19 protein-coding genes and 1 pseudogene are annotated in these 19213 nt (G+C 74.5%); 12 read left to right on the top strand and 8 right to left on the bottom strand.

The window, feature by feature from the left end; genetic code table 11:
- Window positions 1-16: 16 nt before the first annotated feature.
- Window positions 17-2185 (bottom strand): acyl-CoA dehydrogenase family protein, encoded by a 2169-nt coding sequence (locus ABD437_RS21395; RefSeq protein WP_344650662.1) that lies wholly within the window; start codon window positions 2183-2185, stop codon window positions 17-19.
- 136 nt (window positions 2186-2321) lie between these two features.
- Here ABD437_RS21395 and ABD437_RS21400 point away from each other — a divergent pair, with 136 nt between their 5' ends.
- Genes ABD437_RS21400 through ABD437_RS21420 form a run of 5 tightly spaced genes read left to right on the top strand, consistent with a single transcriptional unit; the run spans window position 2322 to window position 5544 of the window.
- The gene (locus tag ABD437_RS21400; protein ID WP_344650663.1) at window positions 2322-3149 is read left to right on the top strand and encodes a helix-turn-helix transcriptional regulator; all 828 of its coding nucleotides are present in this window, start codon (window positions 2322-2324) and stop codon (window positions 3147-3149) included.
- 43 nt (window positions 3150-3192) lie between these two features.
- Entirely contained in the window at window positions 3193-4143 is a 951-nt protein-coding gene (locus ABD437_RS21405; RefSeq protein WP_344650664.1) for a quinone oxidoreductase family protein, read from the top strand.
- A 36-nt stretch (window positions 4144-4179) separates the two neighbouring features.
- Window positions 4180-4518 (top strand): ArsR/SmtB family transcription factor, encoded by a 339-nt coding sequence (locus ABD437_RS21410; RefSeq protein ID WP_344650665.1) that lies wholly within the window; start codon window positions 4180-4182, stop codon window positions 4516-4518.
- Entirely contained in the window at window positions 4515-4982 is a 468-nt protein-coding gene (locus ABD437_RS21415) for an SRPBCC family protein (protein ID WP_344650666.1), read from the top strand. The genes ABD437_RS21410 and ABD437_RS21415 overlap by 4 nt, the downstream gene beginning before the upstream one ends.
- Window positions 4969-5544 carry a TIGR03086 family metal-binding protein gene (locus ABD437_RS21420; RefSeq protein WP_344650667.1) on the top strand — a complete coding sequence of 192 codons (576 nt, stop codon included), beginning with the start codon at window positions 4969-4971 and terminating at the stop codon, window positions 5542-5544. The genes ABD437_RS21415 and ABD437_RS21420 overlap by 14 nt, the downstream gene beginning before the upstream one ends.
- Here ABD437_RS21420 and ABD437_RS21425 read toward each other — a convergent pair.
- Window positions 5510-6337: a haloalkane dehalogenase gene (locus tag ABD437_RS21425; protein ID WP_344650668.1), complete on the bottom strand. Its 828-nt coding sequence runs from the start codon at window positions 6335-6337 to the stop codon at window positions 5510-5512. The two genes, ABD437_RS21420 and ABD437_RS21425, sit on opposite strands and share 35 nt — an antisense overlap.
- A gap of 72 nt (window positions 6338-6409) precedes the next feature.
- Between ABD437_RS21425 and ABD437_RS21430 the strand changes: the two genes are divergently transcribed.
- Genes ABD437_RS21430 through ABD437_RS21440 form a run of 3 tightly spaced genes read left to right on the top strand, consistent with a single transcriptional unit; the run spans window position 6410 to window position 8975 of the window.
- Window positions 6410-7087 carry a response regulator transcription factor gene (locus ABD437_RS21430; protein WP_344650669.1) on the top strand — a complete coding sequence of 226 codons (678 nt, stop codon included), beginning with the start codon at window positions 6410-6412 and terminating at the stop codon, window positions 7085-7087.
- Entirely contained in the window at window positions 7080-8354 is a 1275-nt protein-coding gene (locus ABD437_RS21435) for a sensor histidine kinase (protein ID WP_344650670.1), read from the top strand. Before ABD437_RS21430 ends, ABD437_RS21435 begins: the two co-directional genes overlap by 8 nt.
- 57 nt (window positions 8355-8411) lie before the next feature.
- Window positions 8412-8975, top strand: a complete 564-nt coding sequence (locus ABD437_RS21440; RefSeq protein ID WP_344650671.1) for a PepSY domain-containing protein — start codon at window positions 8412-8414, stop codon at window positions 8973-8975.
- A 3-nt stretch (window positions 8976-8978) separates the two neighbouring features.
- Here the strand turns inward: ABD437_RS21440 and ABD437_RS21445 are convergent, their stop codons facing one another.
- The 3 genes from ABD437_RS21445 to ABD437_RS21455 form a co-directional block, all read right to left on the bottom strand.
- Window positions 8979-9773 (bottom strand): ArsR/SmtB family transcription factor, encoded by a 795-nt coding sequence (locus ABD437_RS21445; protein WP_344650672.1) that lies wholly within the window; start codon window positions 9771-9773, stop codon window positions 8979-8981.
- A gap of 31 nt (window positions 9774-9804) precedes the next feature.
- A complete protein-coding gene (locus ABD437_RS21450) occupies window positions 9805-10602 on the bottom strand; it encodes a hypothetical protein (RefSeq protein ID WP_344650673.1) in 798 nt (265 codons plus the stop codon).
- Window positions 10603-10706: 104 nt separating this feature from the next.
- Window positions 10707-11141 (bottom strand): MarR family winged helix-turn-helix transcriptional regulator, encoded by a 435-nt coding sequence (locus tag ABD437_RS21455; protein ID WP_344650674.1) that lies wholly within the window; start codon window positions 11139-11141, stop codon window positions 10707-10709.
- 50 nt (window positions 11142-11191) lie between these two features.
- On the opposite strand from ABD437_RS21455, the gene ABD437_RS21460 reads away from it, so the two are divergent.
- Together ABD437_RS21460 and ABD437_RS21465 are read left to right on the top strand one after the other, a co-directional pair.
- The gene (locus ABD437_RS21460; RefSeq protein ID WP_344650675.1) at window positions 11192-11992 is read left to right on the top strand and encodes a hypothetical protein; all 801 of its coding nucleotides are present in this window, start codon (window positions 11192-11194) and stop codon (window positions 11990-11992) included.
- A gap of 52 nt (window positions 11993-12044) precedes the next feature.
- A complete protein-coding gene (locus ABD437_RS21465; RefSeq protein WP_425558194.1) occupies window positions 12045-12647 on the top strand; it encodes a class I SAM-dependent methyltransferase in 603 nt (200 codons plus the stop codon).
- A gap of 3 nt (window positions 12648-12650) precedes the next feature.
- On the opposite strand, the gene ABD437_RS21470 is transcribed toward ABD437_RS21465, so the two are convergent.
- Window positions 12651-14252, bottom strand: coding sequence for a diguanylate cyclase domain-containing protein (locus tag ABD437_RS21470; protein WP_344650676.1), 1602 nt, complete (start codon window positions 14250-14252; stop codon window positions 12651-12653).
- Window positions 14253-14290: 38 nt separating this feature from the next.
- On the bottom strand, window positions 14291-14692 hold the full coding sequence (locus ABD437_RS21475; RefSeq protein ID WP_344650677.1) for a winged helix-turn-helix transcriptional regulator: 402 nt from the start codon (window positions 14690-14692) through the stop codon (window positions 14291-14293).
- Window positions 14693-14770: 78 nt separating this feature from the next.
- Between ABD437_RS21475 and ABD437_RS21480 the strand changes: the two are divergent.
- Window positions 14771-15109 (top strand): annotated as a pseudogene (locus tag ABD437_RS21480) (alcohol dehydrogenase catalytic domain-containing protein); the annotation flags it as partial.
- Between the two features lie 837 nt (window positions 15110-15946).
- Complete coding sequence (locus ABD437_RS21485) at window positions 15947-16369, top strand: zinc-binding dehydrogenase (protein ID WP_425558200.1); 423 nt, start codon at window positions 15947-15949, stop codon at window positions 16367-16369.
- Window positions 16370-17623: 1254 nt separating this feature from the next.
- On the opposite strand, the gene ABD437_RS21490 is transcribed toward ABD437_RS21485, so the two are convergent.
- Window positions 17624-19201, bottom strand: coding sequence for a benzoate-CoA ligase family protein (locus tag ABD437_RS21490; protein WP_344650678.1), 1578 nt, complete (start codon window positions 19199-19201; stop codon window positions 17624-17626).
- Window positions 19202-19213 lie beyond the last annotated feature (12 nt).

The raw sequence follows: 19213 nt of genomic DNA on the forward strand, positions 1-19213 counted from the left end.
GCGGACGGGGACCCGCTCACCGGTTCAGCGGATCGCGCGGCAGGCCCAGGATGCGCTCGGCGATGACGTTGCGGCTGATCTCGGACGTGCCACCGGCGATCGTCATGGCCCGGGAGTACAGGTAGCCGGTCGTCAGCAGGTCCGCGGTGCCGTCGATCGCCCCCGGGCCGGCGAGCAGCAGGCCGAGCTCGCTCAGCGACTGCGCGAGCTCGGCCCCGATCAGCTTCGTGAGCGCACCCTCGATGCTCGGTTCGGTACCGCCGACCACGGCGCGGGTCACCATCCGCAGGTTGAGCAGGCGCGTCGACTGCTCGATCGCGACCAGCCGGCCGTACTCACGCAGCAGGCCGACGTCGGTGACGCCGAACCCGTCGATCACCCGGACCAGCTGCGACGCGCGGATGCCCAGCGTGGTCTCCCGGCCGATCGACACGCGCTCGTTGCCCAGCGTCGCGCGGGCCACGGTCCAGCCCGCGTCGACCGCGCCGACGACGTCCTCGTCGGGGACGAAGACGTCGGTGAAGAACACCTCGTTGAACATCGCCGCGCCGGTGATCTCCTTCAGCGGCCGCACCTCGACGCCGGGGGCGGTCAGGTCGACGACCATCGCGGTGATGCCCTGATGCTTGGGCACCTCGGGGTCGGTGCGCACGGTCGCGAGCCCGCGGTTGCAGTACTGGGCCCCGCTGGTCCAGACCTTCTGCCCGGTGACCCGCCAGCCACCCTCCACCTTGATACCCCGGGTCTGCACGGCGGCGGCGTCGGAACCCGCGCCGGGCTCGCTGAACAGCTGGCACCACACCAGGTCGCCGCGCAGCGACGCCGGGATCCAGCGTCGGATCTGCTCGTCGTCGGCGTGCTGGCTGATCGTGAGCGTCACCCAGCCGCCGATGCCCAGCTGCGGGACGTCGACGCCGGTGAATTCCTGTTCGATGACGAGCTGTTCGATCGGCCCGGCGGCCCGGCCCCACGGCTTCGGCCAGTGCGGCACGAGGTACCCGGAGTCGACCAGCAGCCGACGCCGGTCCGCCGGCTCGGCCGCGCGGTAGGTCTCCAGGAAGCCGCGGGCCTCGGCGCGGTACGCCTCGGCCTCGGGCGGCAGGTCCACCGCGTACTCGCGGCGCACCCCGGCCAGCGCCGACGCGGCGACGTCGTCCCTGGCCGTGGTCACCGGGCCCCAGAGCGCGGCGAGCGTGATCGCGCGACGCAGGTACAGGTGGGCGTCGTGTTCGAAGGTGAAGCCGATGCCGCCGAGGATCTGGATCGCCTTCTGCGCGTTGGCCTGGTAGGCGTGCAGCGCGCTCGCGGCGGCGACCGCGGCGGCCTGATCGGCCTGGACCCCGTCGGCCGCATCGGCCCCGGGCGCCCCGGCGGCGGACGCCGCGCGGGCGGCGTCCCAGGCGGTGGCGGTAGCCGTCTCCGCCTCGACGAGCATGTCGGCCAGGTGGTGCTTGACCGCCTGGAAGCTGCCGATCGTGCGCCCGAACTGCTCGCGCACCTTCGCGTACTCCAGCGCCATCGTCAGCGTGGCGTGCGCACCACCGGCGGCCTCCGCGGCGGCGAGGGTGCGCCCGATGCGCACGGCGAGCCGGGCGGCGCCGGGGAAGATCCGCGCGGCCACGTTCTCGGCCCGGAGCCTGGCCGCGCCGAGCGACGGGTCGAGGCCGGGCGTCGGCTCGCTGACGACGTCGGCGAGCGGCAGGAGCGCGAGGTCGTCCGCGCCCACCCGCACCACCGCGTGGTCGGCCCAGCGGGCGCCGGGCACCGGCCCGACCGCGCCCGACACCGTGCCGCCGGACCCGGTGAGCGCGCCGGTGAGGCCGAGCACCACGATGCGCGAGCCGTCGGCGAGACCGGGCAGCAGCCCGGCCTTCACGTCGTCGGGGGCGACCGCGTCGAGCACCGCACCGGCGGCGACGGCCGCGACGAACGGGCCCGGCGCGGGTGCGGCCCCGAGCTGTTCGGCGACGACGGCGAGCTCGGTCAGGCCGGCGTCGGAGCCGCCGTGGGCCTCGGGCAGGTGCAGGCCGGTCCAGCCCAGGTCGGCGATCTGCTTCCAGGCCGGGTTGGTGGGGGTGTCCCGGGTCAACGCCTCGCGGGTGGCCCGGCGCAGCTCGTGGGCCGTGGCGAACGAACGGACGACGTCGGCCAGTTGCCGGTGATCGTCGGTCAGGGCGAGGGCCATCCATACCTCCGGGAGCAGTGACACGCGCGACGACGGGCGGTTCCGCAGCCTCCGTTCTACGGCGTCGGTCGGTCCACGTCAGCCACTTGGCCGAACCGGCGATGTGAACGACGATTTGCGGGATTACGGTAGGAGCATGACCGAGCGCCGGGCCGAGTTGCGCGAGTTCCTCCGGAGCCGGCGGGCGCGGGTGACCCCGGCCGACGTCGGCCTCCCCGACACCGGACGCCGTCGCACGCCCGGGCTGCGCCGCGAGGAGCTGGCGATGCTCGCCGGGGTCGGCGTGTCCTGGTACACGTGGCTGGAGCAGGGCCGCGACATCCGGGTGTCGGACGCGGTGCTCGACGCGATCGGCGCGGTACTGCGTCTCGACGCGGCCGAGCGCGACCACCTGTTCCGGCTGGCCGGGCTGGTCGCGCCGCCCCGGGTGGAGCGCCCGGCGCCGCTCTCCCCGGAGCTGCTGCGGCTGCTCGACGCGTGGGCGCCGCGCCCCGCGTACGTCCGGGACCGGCACTGGAACTTCGTGGCGGTCAACGAGACGGCGCGGCGCGTGTTCGGCTACGGCGGGGCCGACGACAACTGCCTGGTGGCGTTGTTCACCGACGCGCGGTTCCGGGCCGTGCAGCGGGGCTGGAGCGCGAACGCCGCCGCGAGCGCGGCCGCGTTCCGGGCCGACGCGGCGCGGTACCCCGGCGACGGCGAGTTCGACGCGATCGCGGCCCGGCTGTCCGCGGCGAGCCCGGAGTTCGCGGCCCTGTGGGCGCGCCACGACGTCGTCGAGTACACGGCCGGGGTGAAGGAGATCGAGCACCCCGACGCGGGCCTGCTGGTGTTCGAGGCCACCGTGCTGCCGGTGCCCGGCCGCCCGGGGCACCACCTGGTGCTGCACAACGCGCGGCCGGGCACCGGCACCGCGGAGCGGCTGGAGGCGCTGCGCAGCCTGGTGGTGGCACACCCCGGATGAGCAGGCACTGCCTCCGGCGCCGCGGTCGCCGGAGAGTGGCGGCATGCGTGCGATCACGATTCCGTCCTTCGGCCCCGCCTCCGTCCTGACCCCCGCGTCGGTGGAGACGCCGACGCCGGGACCCGGCCAGGTCGCGATCGACGTCGGCTTCGCCGGGGTGAACTTCGCCGAGGTGCTCTACCGGCGCGGGCTGGTGGACGTGCCGTTGCCGTTCGTGCCCGGGATCGAGGTGGCCGGGCGGGTCCGGGCGCTCGGTGCGGGGGTCACCGGCCCGCCGGTCGGGACGCCGGTGGCCGCGCTGACCGTCGTCGACAGTGGTGGGTACGCGGGCGTCGCGGTGACCGACGCCCGGCTGGTCGCGCCGCTCGGCGACGTGCCCCCGCGGACGGCGGCGGCGGTGCCGTCGAACAGCACGACCGCGTTCCTCGCGCTGGACCTGGTCGCGCGCCTGCGGCCGGGCGAGAGCGTGCTGGTGCACGCCGCGGCCGGTGGACTGGGGAGCCAGCTGGGACAGGTGGCCCGGCTGCTCGGCGCCGGCCGGGTGGTGGGAACCGTCGGTTCCGCGGCCAAGATCGACGCCGCGCGCGCGTTCGGGTACCCGGAGGTCGTGCTGCGCGACGCGGTGACCGGGTCGTTCGACGTCGTCGTCGACATGGTCGGCGGCCCGGCGCGCCGGCTCGATCTGCTCGCGCCGCTGGGGCGCCTGGTGGTGCTGGGAAACGCGTCCGACGCCCTCGACGTGGCGGTGTCGGCGAACCGGCTCTGGTTGTCCAGCACCGCCGTGCTGGGGTTCAACCTGGCGGCGGTCTCGGCGCACCGGCCGGCCGAGGTGGGTGCGGCGCTGCGCCGGGCGGTCCGCGCGGTCGCCGCGGGTGAGCTGCGGGTCGACGTCGAGGCGCTGCCGTTCGACGCGGCGGCGGAGGCGCACCGCCGGATCGAGGCCGGGACGACCACCGGGAAGCTGGTGCTTGACCTCACGCCGGTGCGTCGCTAGCTTGGCTTTAAACCGATGAGTTGAAAAGAGGGGCCGATGCCGGTCGACGAGCTGTCCCGGGTGTTCGCGGCGCTCGCCGACCCGACGCGGCGCGACATCGTGGCGCGGCTGTCGGTCGCCGACGCCACCGTCAACCAGCTCGCCGAGCCGTACCGGATGAGCCTGCAGGCGGTCTACAAGCACCTCCGCGTCCTCGAGGACGCCGGCGTGGTGACCCGGGTACCCGGCCCCCAACCGCGGCCGGTTCACCTCGAGATCGAGGCGCTGACGTCGATGGACGAATGGATCGAGCGGTACCGCCGCCGGGCCGAGGAGCGCTACCGGCGCCTGGACCAGGTGCTGGCCGCCCTGAACGAGGAGGAGTCCGCCCCGTGACCGAGATCGAGGCCGATCCGGCGCTGCCGATCATCCGGATCAGCCGGGACTTCCGCGCCACCCCCGCGCAGTTGCTCCGGGCCCACACCGACCCGGCGGTGTTCGTGCGCTGGATCGGGCCGGACAGCCTGGACAACCGCATCGACTACTGGGACGCGCGCACCGGCGGCCGCTGGCGCTTCGTGTCCAGCCGGGCCGGCGAGGAGTTCGCGTTCCACGGTTCGTTCCACGAGATCCGGCCCGACCGCATCGTGCAGACGTTCACCTGGGAGGGCGACCCGGACGGCGTCTCGCTGCAGACCCTGCGCTTCGCCGACCTCGGCGACGGGCGCACGCGGCTGCTCACCCAGTCGCTGGTGGAGAGCTTCGAGAGCCGCGACGCCTGGTTGAAGAGCGGCATGGAGGTCGGGTTGAACGAGGGTTACGCCGCACTGGACGGGATGTTGACCGATGGCGCTGTCTGAGCTCTCCCCCGCCGAACGCCACCGGGTGATCGCCGGTGCGTTCACCGACCGGGTCCGCGGCACGAAGGACTGGGACGTCCCGTCGCCGGTGGCGTCGTGGACCGCCCGGGACGTGGTGCGTCATCTCGTCGGGTGGTTCCCGGCGTTCCTGGCCGGCGGCGCCGGGGTGACGCTCCCGGCGGGCCCGCCGGTGGACGCGGATCCGGCCGGCGCGTGGGCGACGCAGGCCACCGCCGTCCAGGCGCTGCTCGACGACCCGTCGACGCCGGCACGCACGCTGTCGAACCCGCACCTCGGCGACGTCCCGCTCGATCGGGCGATCGACCAGTTCTACACCGCGGACGTGTTCATGCACACCTGGGACCTGGCCCGCGCGACCGGCCAGGACGACCGGCTCGACCCGTCGTTCGCGGCGATGCTGGTCGAGGGCATGGAGCCGATCGAGGACGTTATGCGCGCGTCGGGCCAGTACGGCCCGCGGGTGGCGGTGCCGCCGGGCTCCGACGGCCCGACTCGCCTGCTCGGCTTCATCGGCCGCGACCCGTTCTGGACCCCGGCCTAGGGAGCCACTCGATCAGCGCGGCGGCGATCGCGGCCGGCTGGTCCTCGGGGAGGAAGTGGGTTCCGGTGCCCACGCCCACCGCGGACAGCCGGCGTGCGTTCGCCCGGCACCAGGCCAGTTCGGACGCTCCGATCACCGCACCGGGCTCGCCGAACAGCAGCAGTTTCGGCACCGGCGACCCGGCCAGCACCCGCTGGTTGGCCCGCACCACCGCGGTGACGTCGCCGGCCTCGCCCGCCACCGGGATCTCCCGGGCCCAGGCCAGCAGCGGGCGGCGGCTCGCCGGGTCCGGATAGGGCGCGCGGTAGGCGTCCCGCTCGTCCGGGGTGAGCGTGCGGACCACCCCGGCGGGCAGCACCGTCTCGAGGAAGACGTTCTCCTCGAGCACGAGGCGCTCGCCGCGGCCGGGTTCCCGGATCGCCGCGAACAGCTCGTCCAGCCGCGCGACCGGATGGAGGTGCCCCTCCAGGAACGCCACCGCGTCCACCAGGTCCGGCCGCCGCCCGAGCAGGTCGAGCGCCAGCACCGCGCCCCAGTCGTGCCCGACCAGCGTCGCCGCGCCGAGGTCGTCGGCGAACGCCTCGACGTGGCGGGCGTGGTCGGCGAACGAGTACGCCAGGTCGGGCCGGGGTGAGCGCCCCATGCCGATCAGGTCGAGCGCGACGCACCGGAAACCGGCCGCCGCGACCGGCTCCAGTACGTGGCGCCACAGGTACGACGACGTCGGGTTGCCGTGCAGGAACAGCACGGTCGGTCCGGTGCCGACCGAGACGGAATGCAGAACGTGGGTCACGGTGTGCCTTCAGCTCGCGTTCAGGTGCGGTGGCGGAGGATGGCGGTTTCCGATCCTCCCGGAGGCCGATCCATGCGTGTTCTCGTCGTCGACGACGAGCAGCGGCTCGCCCGCACCCTGCGGCTCGGGCTCGAAGCCGAAGGGTTCGCCGTCGACGTCGCGCACGACGGCGTCGACGGGCTCTGGCTGGCCCGCGAGAACTCGTACGACGCGATCGTGCTCGACCTCATGCTCCCCGGGATCAACGGCTACCAGGTGTGCGCGACGTTGCGGGCGGAGAAGAACTGGACGCCGATCCTGATGCTCACCGCCAAGGACGGCGAGTGGGACCAGGTCGAGGGGCTCGACACCGGCGCCGACGACTACCTCACGAAACCGTGCTCGTTCCCGGTGCTGGTGGCCCGGCTGCGCGCGGTGTCGCGGCGCGGCGCGCGGGAACGCCCCACCCAGCTGGAGGTCGGCGACCTGCGGCTGGACCCGGCCGCCCGGCGGGTGTGGCGCGGCGACGCCGAGATCGGACTCACCGCCCGCGAGTTCTCGCTGCTCGCGTTCCTGGCCCGGCACGCCGGTGACGTCGTCTCCAAACGGCAGATTCTCGACGCGGTGTGGGACGTGGACTTCGTCGGCGACCCGAACATCGTCGAGGTGTACGTGCGTCACCTGCGCAACAAGATCGACCGCCCGTTCGGCCGCACGGCGATCCAGACCGTGCGCGGCGCCGGGTACCGCCTGGGCAGCGACGGTGGCTGACCGGGGCGTCCGGACCCGGACGACGGTGGCCGCGATGCTCGTCGTCGCGGTGGCCCTGCTCGCCGGGGCCGTCGCGCTGGTCGTGCTGGTCCGGGGCTCGCTGCGCGACGGGCTGGAGAACACCGCCGAGCAACGCGCCGCGGAGCTGCTCACGCGGGCCGGGAACCCCACCCCGGACGACGACGACGACCTCGACGACCTGGTCTGGCAGGTCACCCGCGCGGACGGCACGGTCGTCCGCTCGGCCGTGCCGCTCCCGGCCGAACCCGGCGAGATCCGGCTCGACGGCGCCGACCACCCCTACCTCGTCGTCACCGACCGCGAGGACGGCACGAGCGTGTCGGTCGCGGTGTCGCTGGAGGAGCTCGACGACTCCACGTCCGCGCTGGTGACCCCGCTGGCCGTCGGCGTGCCGCTGCTCGTGCTCCTGGTCGGCGGCGTGACCTGGGTGGTCGTGTCCCGGGCGCTGGCACCGGTGGAACGCATCCGGCGCGAGGTCGAGGAGATCACCGGCGACCGGCTGGACCGCCGGGTGCCCGAACCCGGGTCCGGCGACGAGATCGGGCGCCTCGCCCGCACGATGAACCGCATGCTGACGCGCCTGCAGGACGGCCAGCGACGGCAGCGCCGGTTCGTCGCCGACGCCTCGCACGAGCTGCGCTCGCCGGTGGCCGGGCTCCGGCAGGTCGCCGAGATCTCCCGGGCGCACCCCGGCGCGCTCCCGGACGGGGAGCTGGCCGACACCGTGCTGGCGGAGTCCACCCGCCTGCAACGCCTCGTCGAGCAGCTGCTCCTGCTCACCCGGGCCGACGCCGGCGGCGTCGACGGCGCGCGGACCGACGTCGACCTGGACGATCTGGCGTTCGGGGAGGCGCGCCGGATCGCCCGCGGCGGCCTGGCCGTGGACACCGGCGGGGTCGGCGGCGGGCGGGTGCGCGGCGACGAGAGCGCGCTCGCGCAGGTGGTGCGCAACCTGGTCGACAACGCGGCCCGGCACGCCGCGGGCTCGGTCGCGATCGGGGTGCGCGCGGCCGGGGACACGGTCGAGCTCACCGTGGACGACGACGGGCCCGGCGTGCCCGCCGCCGAGCGGGAGCGGGTGTTCGAGCGGTTCGTGCGGCTGGACGAGGCCCGCGCCCGTGACGCCGGTGGGAGCGGGCTGGGGCTGGCGATCGTGCGTGAGATCGTGGCCGCGCACGGCGGATCGGTGGGCGTCACCACGGCACCGCTGGGCGGAGCGCGGTTCACCGTGCGGCTCCCCGGCTGAACCGGCTTTCAGGTGCGTTCAGGGGAGATTCAGGGTCGGCCCCGCAGGCTGTGCGGCATGAACACCACCAAGCTCCGCAGCAAGCGCGTTCTCGCCTCGACCGCCGTGGTCGCCGCCCTGGCCGTCGGCGGGGGCGTCTGGGCCACGACGGCCTACGCGAACGACGACGTCACGGGAGCCGACCGGGACCGGGTGGTCGAGGCGGCGGTGGCGGCGGCCGGTGGCGGCACCGCGACCGACGTGGAGACCAGCGACGACCGCGGCGAGGCCTACGAGGTCGAGGTGCGCCGCGAGGACGGCACCGAGGTCGATGTCACCCTGGACCGGGACCTGAAGGTCGTCACCACGGAGACCGACGCTCCGGACGCCGGCACCGCCGCCGCCCCGTCCACCGCGCCGTCGGCCTCGGTCGCGGCCGACGACCGGCCGCTGACCCCGGCCGAGCAGGCCTCGGCCGGGAAGGCCGCGGTGGCCGCCGTCCCCGGCAGCACCGTGATCGACGTCGACCGCGGCGACGAGCCGGGCGTCGCCTACGAGGTCGAGGTGCGCGCGGCCGACAACGCCGAGTGGAACGTCGACCTGGATTCCGCGTTCGCGGTGGTCGGCAAGACCGCCGACTGACGCTCAGCCGGCCGTGGCCAGGACCTGACCGGTCTCCAGCAGGGACTTGAGGTCGGAGAGCAGCCGCGGCCAGCCCTCGCTGATCATCGAGCGGAGCAGCCCGCCGGGCTCCAGGTCCCCGTGCACCACGGTCAGCTTGACGACACCGTCCCCGGCCGGTTCGAGCTCGAACGTGACCGCGGAGCGGGGCTCGGCGGCGAGCCGGTCACGCGTCGGCTCGTCGATGCCGTTCGCGGCCGCCCACTCGGGCGTGAACGTGTGCCAGGTGTACGAGAGCCGCCGGTAGGGCTCGTACACCAGCACGCGCTGGTCCGGGTGCGAGGTCTCGGTGCCCCGCTCCGACCAGGACATCGGGGCGTCGGCGGCCCAGTCGGAGCGGAACTCGACGCCCCAGTAGGCCGCGGTGAACGCCGGCTCGCGCAGTGCGTCCCAGAGCTGCTCGGGGGTGGTGCGGATGTACGTGGTGTAGACGAAATCCACGGTGCTCTCCAGTGCGGTTCGCAGGTCGGCCAGTGCACGGGCGCGGTCGCGGTGGTACCGGTTGATCCAGCGGTCCGCGATGGCGGTGATCGGACCGGCGTCCAGATAGTGCAGTTTCTCGCGGCCGTGCCGGGATACGCGGATCAGGCCGGCCGCTTCGAGCACGGCCAGGTGCTTGCTGACCGCCTGGCGGCTCATGTCCAGCCCGGCGCAGAGCTCACGCAGGCTCTGGCCGTTGCGCTCGTTGAGGCGGTCGAGCAGGAGCCGGCGACTCGCGTCGGCCAGCGCTTTGAACGCGTCGTCGGAGACCTGATCCACGACGCTATTTAGGCAACCTTTTAGTTGCCTGTCAAGGGGTGCGGCGCGGGACCGGCACCACCAGCACGAGGAGAGCGAGCGCGCCCGCGACGAGCGCCGGCACCGCCCTGGGCTCGCCGATGAGCCCGCGCCAGAACGGTTCCTGCACGTAGTTGTGCGCCTCGGTGACGCGGTCCGGCAGCGCCCGGTAGAGCGTCCAGGCCACGGTCGGGATCAGCAGCACGAGCGCGACGCCGGTTCCCAGCAGGAGCACGCGGCGCCGGACCGGCCGGTCGCGCGTCCGGCGGTCGCCCCACGCGACCAGCCCCCACCCGAGCACCGCGCCACCGAGCGCACCGGCCAGGCCGGCGAGCGTCACGGCGGTGGTCGGCTCGCGGAGCACCTTGGTGAAGAGCCCGCCGCCGTTGCCCCAGAACGTGTCGATCACGAAGATCCGCAGGTGCCCGCGGGTGGCGACGACGTTCGACTCGGTCGAGCCCTCGGTGGTCTCGGTCGACTGGCCGACGATCCGCCAGCCGGCCGCCTCCAACCGGTGCCGGACCGGGTCGAGCGACGGGCCCGGCCCCGGGGCGGCCGGCCCGTACTCGGCGATCGTGATCAGCGTGCCGGTGTCGGCGACGTCGTTGCGCACCGGGTCGGCCCGCGTGAACGGCGCCGGGTCGCCCGGGCTGACCAGCCGGCCGATCTCGGCGAACTCCGCGGCGGTCGGCAGCGGGCTGGTCGCCTCCCAGGCGCGCCACGACGCCAGCGCGCCACCGAACAGCGCGAGCACGGCCGCGAGAAGGATGCCGAGGAGGACCGGACCCGGGTCACGGCGGGAGGCTGTCACGGCGGCGAGCGTAGTGATCGCGCGCCACCGGCCCGTGGTGGTCCGGGCGGGGCCGGTCGGTGGGGGGTTGGTGCGGTCGGGGCCAGCCGGCGGCGGTGGCGGGGTCAGGCGGGGGCGGTGGTGCGGTGGACGGCGGTCAGTGCGTCGAGGACGCTCACGATCAGCCGGCGTTGCTCGGTGGTCAGACCGGCGCCGACCCGGTCGATCTCGGCGGCGACCGGCCCGAGCGCGCGCACGACCGCGGCCTCGGCCCGGGCGGTGGCCCGGACGATCTGGCGGCGGCGATCACGCGGGTGGGGTTCGCGGCGGGCGTACCCGGCGCGCTCGAGCCGGTCGACGAGGCCGGTCGCGGCGCCGGAGCTGAGTCCCAGCAGCCGCCCGAGCTCGACCGGACCGGGCGGCTCGGACGCCGCCAGCACGTGTTTCAGCGCCAGGTAGTCCCCCGCGGAGAGACCGACCCGGCGCGCGACCGACGCGTCGAACTCGGCCACGGCGACGGCCAGGTGATGGACCGCCCAGGTCAACGGCTGCGCTTCCACGTCACCCAAGGTACCTTGGAAACCAAGCAACTTTGTTGCGGAGGTACCCCGTGGAACAGAGTACGCACGACCGCGTCCGCTCGATCGCCCTGGCCGGCGCGTGCGCGGCGTTCGTCGCCGTCCCGAACCTCGGCGCGCTGGTCGGCCGCGGCGAGCGGACCGACCGCTACGACACGGTGATCACGCCACCGAGCTACGCGTTCGTCGTCTGGGCGCCGATCTTCGCCGGCGTCGTGGTCGCCACCGTCACCCAGGTCCGCGGCCGCGACCAGGAGACGAGCCGGCGCACCGGCTGGCCGCTGACCGGCGCGTACCTCACGAACACGGCGTGGTCGCTCGCCGCGCAGACCGACCGGTTCGCCGCCACCCCGTTCCTGCTGCCGCCGGCCGCGGCGTTCGCCGGGGTGGCGCACGCACGCCTGCAACGCCTGGCCACCCCGGGCCGGGCGACGAGCGTCGGCACCGGGCTCCTGCTCGGGTGGACGGCCCTGGCGAGCGCGGTGAACCTGGCCGCCGGGGCGAACCTGGCCGGTGCCGGCGCGCGGTCGCCGCGCACGGTCCGTTCCTCGGCCGCCGGGCTCCTCGGGGTGGGCGGCGCGGTGGCCGCGGGGGTCGCCGCCAGCCGGCACGGCGCCGGTGCGGTCGCGGTCACGTCCGGCTGGGGTCTGCTCACCACCGCGCTCTCCCCGGCCCGCCCGGGCCGGGTCCGTCTGGCCGCCGCGGCCGGCTTCGCGGCGATCACGACGGGCTACGCGCTCTCCCGCCGCGCTCGGCGCCGACCGTTGGGCCGCGTACAGCGCCGACCGTCAGGCCGCGTACGGCGCCGACCGTCGGGCCGCGTACGGCGCTGATCGGAGGGGCGGCCCGTCGTCCGGGAGAATCGGTCCGTACACCCCGAGAAAGATGAGGTGGCCCGTGACCGAGGAGAACGCCTGGCTCCGGATCCTGGCCAAGGATCCCGGGCACTCGGAGCGCTACGTCCAGCGGTTCCGCCGGCTGGCCGCGCAGGGCCGCGACCTGGGCGGCGAGGCCCGGTTCGTCGACGCGCTGCTGCCCAGGGGCGCCCGCGTGCTGGACGCCGGTTGCGGCACCGGCCGGGTGGGCGGGCTGCTGGCCGCGATCGGGCACCGCGTCGTCGGCGTCGACCTGGATCCGCGGCTGGTCGCCGAGGCCAGGGCCGACCACCCGGGCTCGGAGTGGATCGTCGGTGACCTCTCGCGGCTCGACCTGCCGGGCGCCTTCCACGTCGTGGTGTGCGCGGGCAACGTGATGACGTTCGTCGCGCCGTCGACCCGGGTCGAGATCCTGCGCCGCTTCCGCGCGCACCTGGCGCCCGGCGGGCGGGTCGTCACCGGGTTCGGCGCCGGCCGCGAGTACGGGTTCGACGACTTCCTGGCCGACGCCAAGGAGGCCGGCCTCACCCCGGACCACACGTTCGCCACCTGGGATCTCCGCCCGTTCGGGCCGGACTCCCCCTTCCTGGTGGCGGTGCTGAGCCTGGCCTGACGCTCAGGCCCCGGACTCGACGTACCGGTTCTTGCCGGCGTGCTTCGCGGTGTACATCGCGGCGTCGGCCTCGCGGATCAGCTCGTCGGCGTCGGCGTCGGCGCCGCTGAGCACGATGCCGATGCTCGCGGACACCCGCGCCTGCGCGCCGTCGACGTCGATCGGTGCCTGCAGGTCGGCGAGGACCCGTTCGGCGGTCCGGCGCGCGTCCGGGGCGGCCGACAGGCCCTCGAGGATGATCGCGAACTCGTCGCCACCGAAGCGGGCCACGGTGTCCACCGCGCGCAGGCCGACGCGGAGCCGGTCGGCGACCGTGCGCAGCACCGTGTCACCGGCCTGGTGCCCGAGCCGGTCGTTGACCTCCTTGAACCCGTCGAGATCGACGAAGAGCAGCGCGACCATGCGCTCGGCCCGGGCGTGCGTGGCCAGCGCGTGGGTGAGGCGGTCGTAGAAGAGCGTCCGGTTGGCCAGGCCGGTCAGCGGGTCGTGGAACGCCAGCCGCTGCAGCTCCAGTTCGCGCTCGCGCAACTGGGCCTCGACGCGCTCGCGCCGGGCGATGTCCAGGCGCAGCGCCGCGGTGGCCTCGTCGACCTGCTGCAACGCGCGGCCGCGGCTGCCGGCGAGCACGCCGGTCAGCACACCGAGCATCAGCGTCAGCGCGGCTCCGGCCGCGAGCGTGAACCGGCCCATGCCCCGGTCGGTCGCGGCGATCAGACGGGCGGTCGGGCGGATCGTGACCAGCCACCGCCGCTGGCCGACGACGACGGTCCGGCGCCGGGTCAGCGACTCGTCGCGCACCAGCCGCCCGGGGTTAGCGGTGGTGAGCACCGCGGCCGGGGCCGTGGCCTCGGCGACCTCCACCCGCACCGCGCCCTGACCGCGCTCGAGCAGCGTCGGGGACAGGAAGTCCTGCCCGCGGACCGGCATCACGATCCAGCCCTCGAACACGTGCGGGCGGGTCGAGCCGAGGCCGGTGTAGACCGGGACGGCGAACACCACCGAGGCCTGGCGGCTCAGCGCCGGGATGCCCTCGTCGCGCAGCAGCGTGAACGCCGGGCTGATCGCCAGCGTGCCGTTCGCGCGGGCGACCTCCAGCGCCTCGGTCGGTTGCGGGCGCTGCGCCAGGTCGATGCCGACGATCGTGGCGCTGTTGTCGAAGATGCGTTCGAGCACGACGAACGCGTGTTCCGACCTGCCCGGCGTGGGGTGCAGCGCCAGGCCGGTGGAGCCGCGGGCACGCCAGTACGCCTGCACCGCGGGCGTCCCGGCCGTGGTCGACGGCACGATGAAGCTGATGCTGGCGGCACCGGCCAGCCGCGAGTTGTCCAGCCCGGCCGTGATCCGGGCGAAGTCGTCGCCGCGCAGGTCGGACTGCGCACCGATCGCGGCGGCCAGGTCGCGCAGCGTCTCGCCGTAACGCACGACCCGGTCGGTGACGGCGATCGCCAGCTCGTCGGCGTAGCGGTCCATCACCTGGGCGGAGTAGCGGTCCTCACCGGCCTCGACGACGTCGTACGCGGCCCAGGTCACGGCGCTGCCGGTGACGAGCACCGCGACGACCAGGGCGAGGCCGCTCCGCCTCCGCCGGTTCCGCCCGCGCTCCACCACGCCGTTCAGATCGGCACGCCCGCGGCGACACTGACCTATTGCCGGGACCGGTCGTAGGTCTCCCGAGCGGCCTCGACGTCGTCGATGTGGGTGTCGGCCCAGCCCTTGACCGCGGCCATCACCGGGAGCAGGCTCAGCCCGAGCGGGGTGAGCGCGTAGTCCACCCGCACCGGCGTGGCCGGCGTGACCGTGCGGGTCACGAGGCCGTCGCGTTCCAGCGTCCGCAGCGTCTGGGTCAGCATCTTCTCGCTGACGCCCGCGATGAGCCGACCGAGGTCGCTGTAGCGGCGCGGGCCGTCGGCGAGCCCGGTGAGCACGAGGCTGACCCATTTGTCGCTGATCCGGTCCAGCAGGCGCCGGGCCGGGCACTCGGCCAGGTAGGCGTCGTAGGCCTCGCGTCGTTCCCGCCGGAGTTCGGCCCGGGTCCGGGTGGTCATGTCCGCACTCCCCGCTCCGGTACGCACTTCGGAGTGCGTACTTACCCGCGGAGAGTAGCTCTCCGTAGGTTCGGGGCCATGAGATCGGTGGTCGTGCGTGCGTTCGGAGGGCCGGAGGTTCTCGAGGTGGCCGAGGTGGCGGTGCCCCGGCCCAGGGCCGGGCAGGTGCGTCTCGCGGTCGCCGGCGCCGGGGTGAATCCGGTGGACGTGCAGACCCGGTCGGGTGCGCTCACCGCGGGTGGCCTGCTCCCGCCGCGGCCGCAGGTGGGGCTCGGCTGGGACGTGTCCGGCACCGTCGACGCGGTCGGGCCCGGGGTGCGGAGGTTCGCGGTGGGTGACCGGGTGCTGGCCCTCTCGGACCGGTTGGCGCTCTCGTCGAAGGCCCAGGCCGACTACGTGGTGCTCGACGCCGACGCCGTGGCTCACTGCCCCGACGGTGTCGACCTGCTCGCCGCGGCGACACTGCCGCTAGGCGCCCTGACCGCGGCCCAGGCCCTCGATCTGACCGGCCTGGTGCTCCCGGCGGCGGAGCCGTTCCCGGCCGGAACACGACCGGGCGCGGGGACGCCCGCCGGTGCGCCGGCCGCTGGGACGGTGTCCGGAGGTGGGTTGCGCCCGGCGACTGGAGCACTCCCGAACGAGGGCGGGCTCCCGGCGGCTGGGAAGCATCTTGGCGCCGGGACGCCGAGCGCTGGGACGCACTTGGGCGCTGAGACGCACTCGGGCGCTGAGACCCCAGGGTCTGGGACGCACTCGGGCGCTGGTCCTGGAACACCGGGCGCTGGAACACCAAGCGCTGGAACACCAGGCGCTGGAACACCAAGCGCTGGAACACCAAGCGCTGGAACACCAAGCGCTGGAACACCAAGCGCTGGAACACCAAGCGCTGGAACACCAGGCGCTCAGACCCCGGGCGTTCAGACCCCGGGCGCTCAGACCCCGGGCGCTGAGACGCTCTCCGGCGATGGAACGCTCCCGGCGGGTGGCAACCTCCTGGCGGCTGGGACGCTGCCGGGCGCTGGAACACTTTCGGGCGCGGGGTCGCATTTGTGCGCGGCGGCACTGCCAGGCGGTGACGCACTGCCGGGCGGGGCACTGCCGGGCAGGCCGCAGGGCGGGGCGCTGCCGGGCAGGCCGCAGGGCGGGGCGCTGCCGAGCGGGCCGTGGGGCGGGGTGCTGCCGGGCGCGGGGTCCGCGGGCGGGACGCTGCTGGTGACCGGGGCGGCGGGTGCGGTCGGTGGGTATGCCGTTGAGTTGGGTGTCCGAGCGGGGCTGCGCGTCATCGCGGTGGCGGGGGCCCGGGACGGGGAGTGGTTGCGCCCACTCGGCGTCGAGGCGGTCGTGCCACGCGACGCCGATCTGGCCGAGAGCGTCCGCGCCCTGGTGCCCGGCGGGGTCGACGCCGCTTTCGACGCGGCGAACCTGGGAGCGGTGGCGCTGGATGCCGTCCGGGGCGGCGGAGTGTTCGTCGCCGTGCTCGGCGGCGGTCCCGTTCCGCTGCGGGGCATCCGGGTCGAGCACGTCTGGATCCGCGCCGACGGCCCCCGCCTCGAGTCGCTCGCCGCCGCGGGCCTCCAGCTCCGGGTCGCGGATGTCCTCCCACTGACCGAGGTCGCCGAGGCCCACCGCCGCCTGGAACGAGGCGGCCTACGCGGCCGCCTAGTGCTGCGCCCTTGACCCCACCCCCTCACACCACGCCCCCGTACCCGAGCCTTGACCCGCGCGTTGATCCCCGCGCACCTGCCCCCGCGCGGCCGGTCCCGCTCCCCTGGCTCCGCGCAGCTGGCTCCGCACCCCTGGCTCCACACCCCTGGCTCCGCACGGCCGGCTCCACACCCCTGGCTCCGCACGGCCGGCTCCGCACGGTCGGTTTCCCACCATCGGCTCCGCGCCGCTGGCTCCGCGCCCCTGGCTCCGCGGGCTGGTTTCGCCTTTGGCTCCGCGCGCCCGGTATCGCGCGGCTGGCTCCGCACGGTCGGTTTCCCACCATCGGCTCCGCGCCGCTGGCTCCGCGCCCCTGGCTCCGCGGGCCTGGTTTCGCGGGCCTGGTTTCGCACCCCAGCTGCGCGCGGCCGGTTCCACACCCCTGCCTCCGCATGGCTAGCTCCGCGCAGCTGGTTACGCACCCCTAGCCGCGCGCGGCCGGTTCCACGCCCCTGGCTCCGCACGGCTAGCTCCGCGCAGCTGGTTACGCACCCTTGGCTGCGCGCGGGTGGTTACGCACGGCCGATTCGGCCCTCGGGTCATCGGCAACTAGCCGCGCCCCTCACGCCAGCCCACGTGCGGCACAGCTCGTATTGCACAGCCCTCCCAGGGGCACATCTGACCCATGGGCTCCACGCCCCAGACTTCACGCCCCACGCCGCACGCCAGGCTGCGCGCCCGGGCATCACCCAGTGCGCCAAGCCCCAGGCGTCACTCCGGCGCTCCACGCCCCAGGCATCACTCCCGCGCTCACGCCCCAGGCATCACTCCCGCGGCCCCAAGCCCCAAGCGTCACTCCGCGCCCGCATCCTGTTTCACATCCCGATCTCGACCGCTGGCCCCGCGTGCCTCGGGCCGTAGCCTCGAGCCGCAGCCACGCCCCGCATGCCTCGGCCGCAGCCTCGCCCCGCATGGCGGATCCTCAACCTCGGGTCGGTCTCGGCCCAGGTGCCTCGGGCCGCAGCCCCGCGCCACAGCCCCGCACCACAGCCCCGCACCACAGCCCCGCACCACAGCCCCGCGCCACAGCCCCGCGCCACAGCCCCGCGCCGCAGCGCTCGTACGTCGGCAGCTCGGAGCTGTCCGAATACGCGGTCGTGGATTCCCCGCGGCCGCCCACGCCCATCTCCCCGATGCGGCTCGCGCGGCTCGCGTTTGACCTCGCCGAGTCATCCGACCCCACCCAAAAGGCAGAAACCCGAGACCTGCCGATGGCGATACGGGAGATCAGGCCGGCTGCGTGAGGCGCTCGATTGCCAGCTCCCGCACCCGGAAACGTTGGAGCTTTCCCGTCGCCGTCACCGGCATCTCGTCGAAGAGCAGAATGTGGCGGGGGCGTTTGAACGCGGCCAACCCCTCCCGGCAGAACGACGACAGGTCGGACGGCGTCGTGGCCGCCCCCGGCGCCAGGACCACGCAGGCCACGGGCTTGTCCAGGCCGGCCTCGTCGGGCACCGAGACCACGGCCACCTGGGCGACGTCGGGATGGGCCCGGAGATGTTCCTCGACCTCGGTCGGCGACACCCAGATGCCACCGGCCTTGATGATGTCGTCGGTGCGTCCGAGCGAGCTGTAGTACCCGTCCGCCGAGCGCACGTACGTGTCGCCGGTACGCACCCACGGGCCCTGGAACACCCGGCGGGTCACCTCGGTGCGTGACCAGTACCCGGACGCGGCCGAGCTCCCCCGCACGTAGAGGTGTCCCGGGGTGCCGTCGGGCACCGCGGTCCCGTCGTCGTCGACGATCTTCGCCTCGTAGCCGGCGACGATCTCGCCGGTCGCACCGGCCCGGGTGCGGCCCGGACGGCCGCTGATGAAGATGTGCAGCATCTCCGTCGAGCCGATGCCGTCCAGCATCTCGACGCCGAAGAACTCGGTGAACCGGGTGAACAGCGGGGCCGGGAACGCCTCCCCGGCCGAGACGCAGGCGCGCACGCTCGTGAACGTGTCCGGCGGCAACCCGGCCGACAGCAGCGCCGCGTAGTACGTGGGGCCGGCGAAGAACAGCGTCGGACGGTGCTCCGTCACTGTTCGCATCGTGGCTTTGGGGTTCGGGCGGGAACGGTCGAGCACCGTGCGCGCGCCGACCGCGAACGGGAACGTCAGGCTGTTGCCCAGGCCGTAGGCGAAGAAGATCTTCGCGACCGAGAAGCAGACGTCGTCCGGGCCGATGCCCAGCACGTCGGCGGCGTAGGTCTCCGCGGTGTCGCGCAGGGACCCGTGCCGGTGCACCGCGGCCTTCGGCGTGCCGGTGGTGCCCGAGGTGTAGAGCCAGAACGCGGGCGACTCGGCGGTCGTCGGGTACGCGGGGGCCGGTGAACCCCCGGCGGCGAGGAACGACTCCCACGGCCACACCGGCACCCCGCGGACGGTCGGCACCGGTCCCTCGAACACCACGACGTGCGCGAGGTCGGGCAGGCCCTCCAGCGCCGGGGCCAGCTCGGCGAACTCCGACGACAGCACGACGACGCGCGCCCGGCTGTCGGCGGCCAGCATCCGGATGTCCTTCGGCTTGAGCATCGTGCTCACCGGCACCGGCACGGCCCCGATCCGCAGCGCGCCCAGGAACGCGGTGACGAGCTCGGGTGAGTCGCCCATGCAGAGCAGCACCCGTTCCTCGGGCCGGGTGCCGGCCGCGCGCAGTGCCGCGCCGAAGGCCGCGACGCCGGACGCGAGCGACCCGTAGGTCACGTGCCGCACCGACCCGTCGAGGTCGATCGCGGTGATCGCGACCCGCTCGGGGGCGTGCCGGTCGACCATCCACTCGGCCGCGTTGAAGGAATCCGCCGCGTTGAAGGAATCCACTGTGACCCCTGT

This window comes from Cryptosporangium japonicum (genome assembly GCF_039524755.1).
In the GTDB taxonomy this organism is placed as follows: Bacteria; Actinomycetota; Actinomycetes; order Mycobacteriales; family Cryptosporangiaceae; genus Cryptosporangium; species Cryptosporangium japonicum.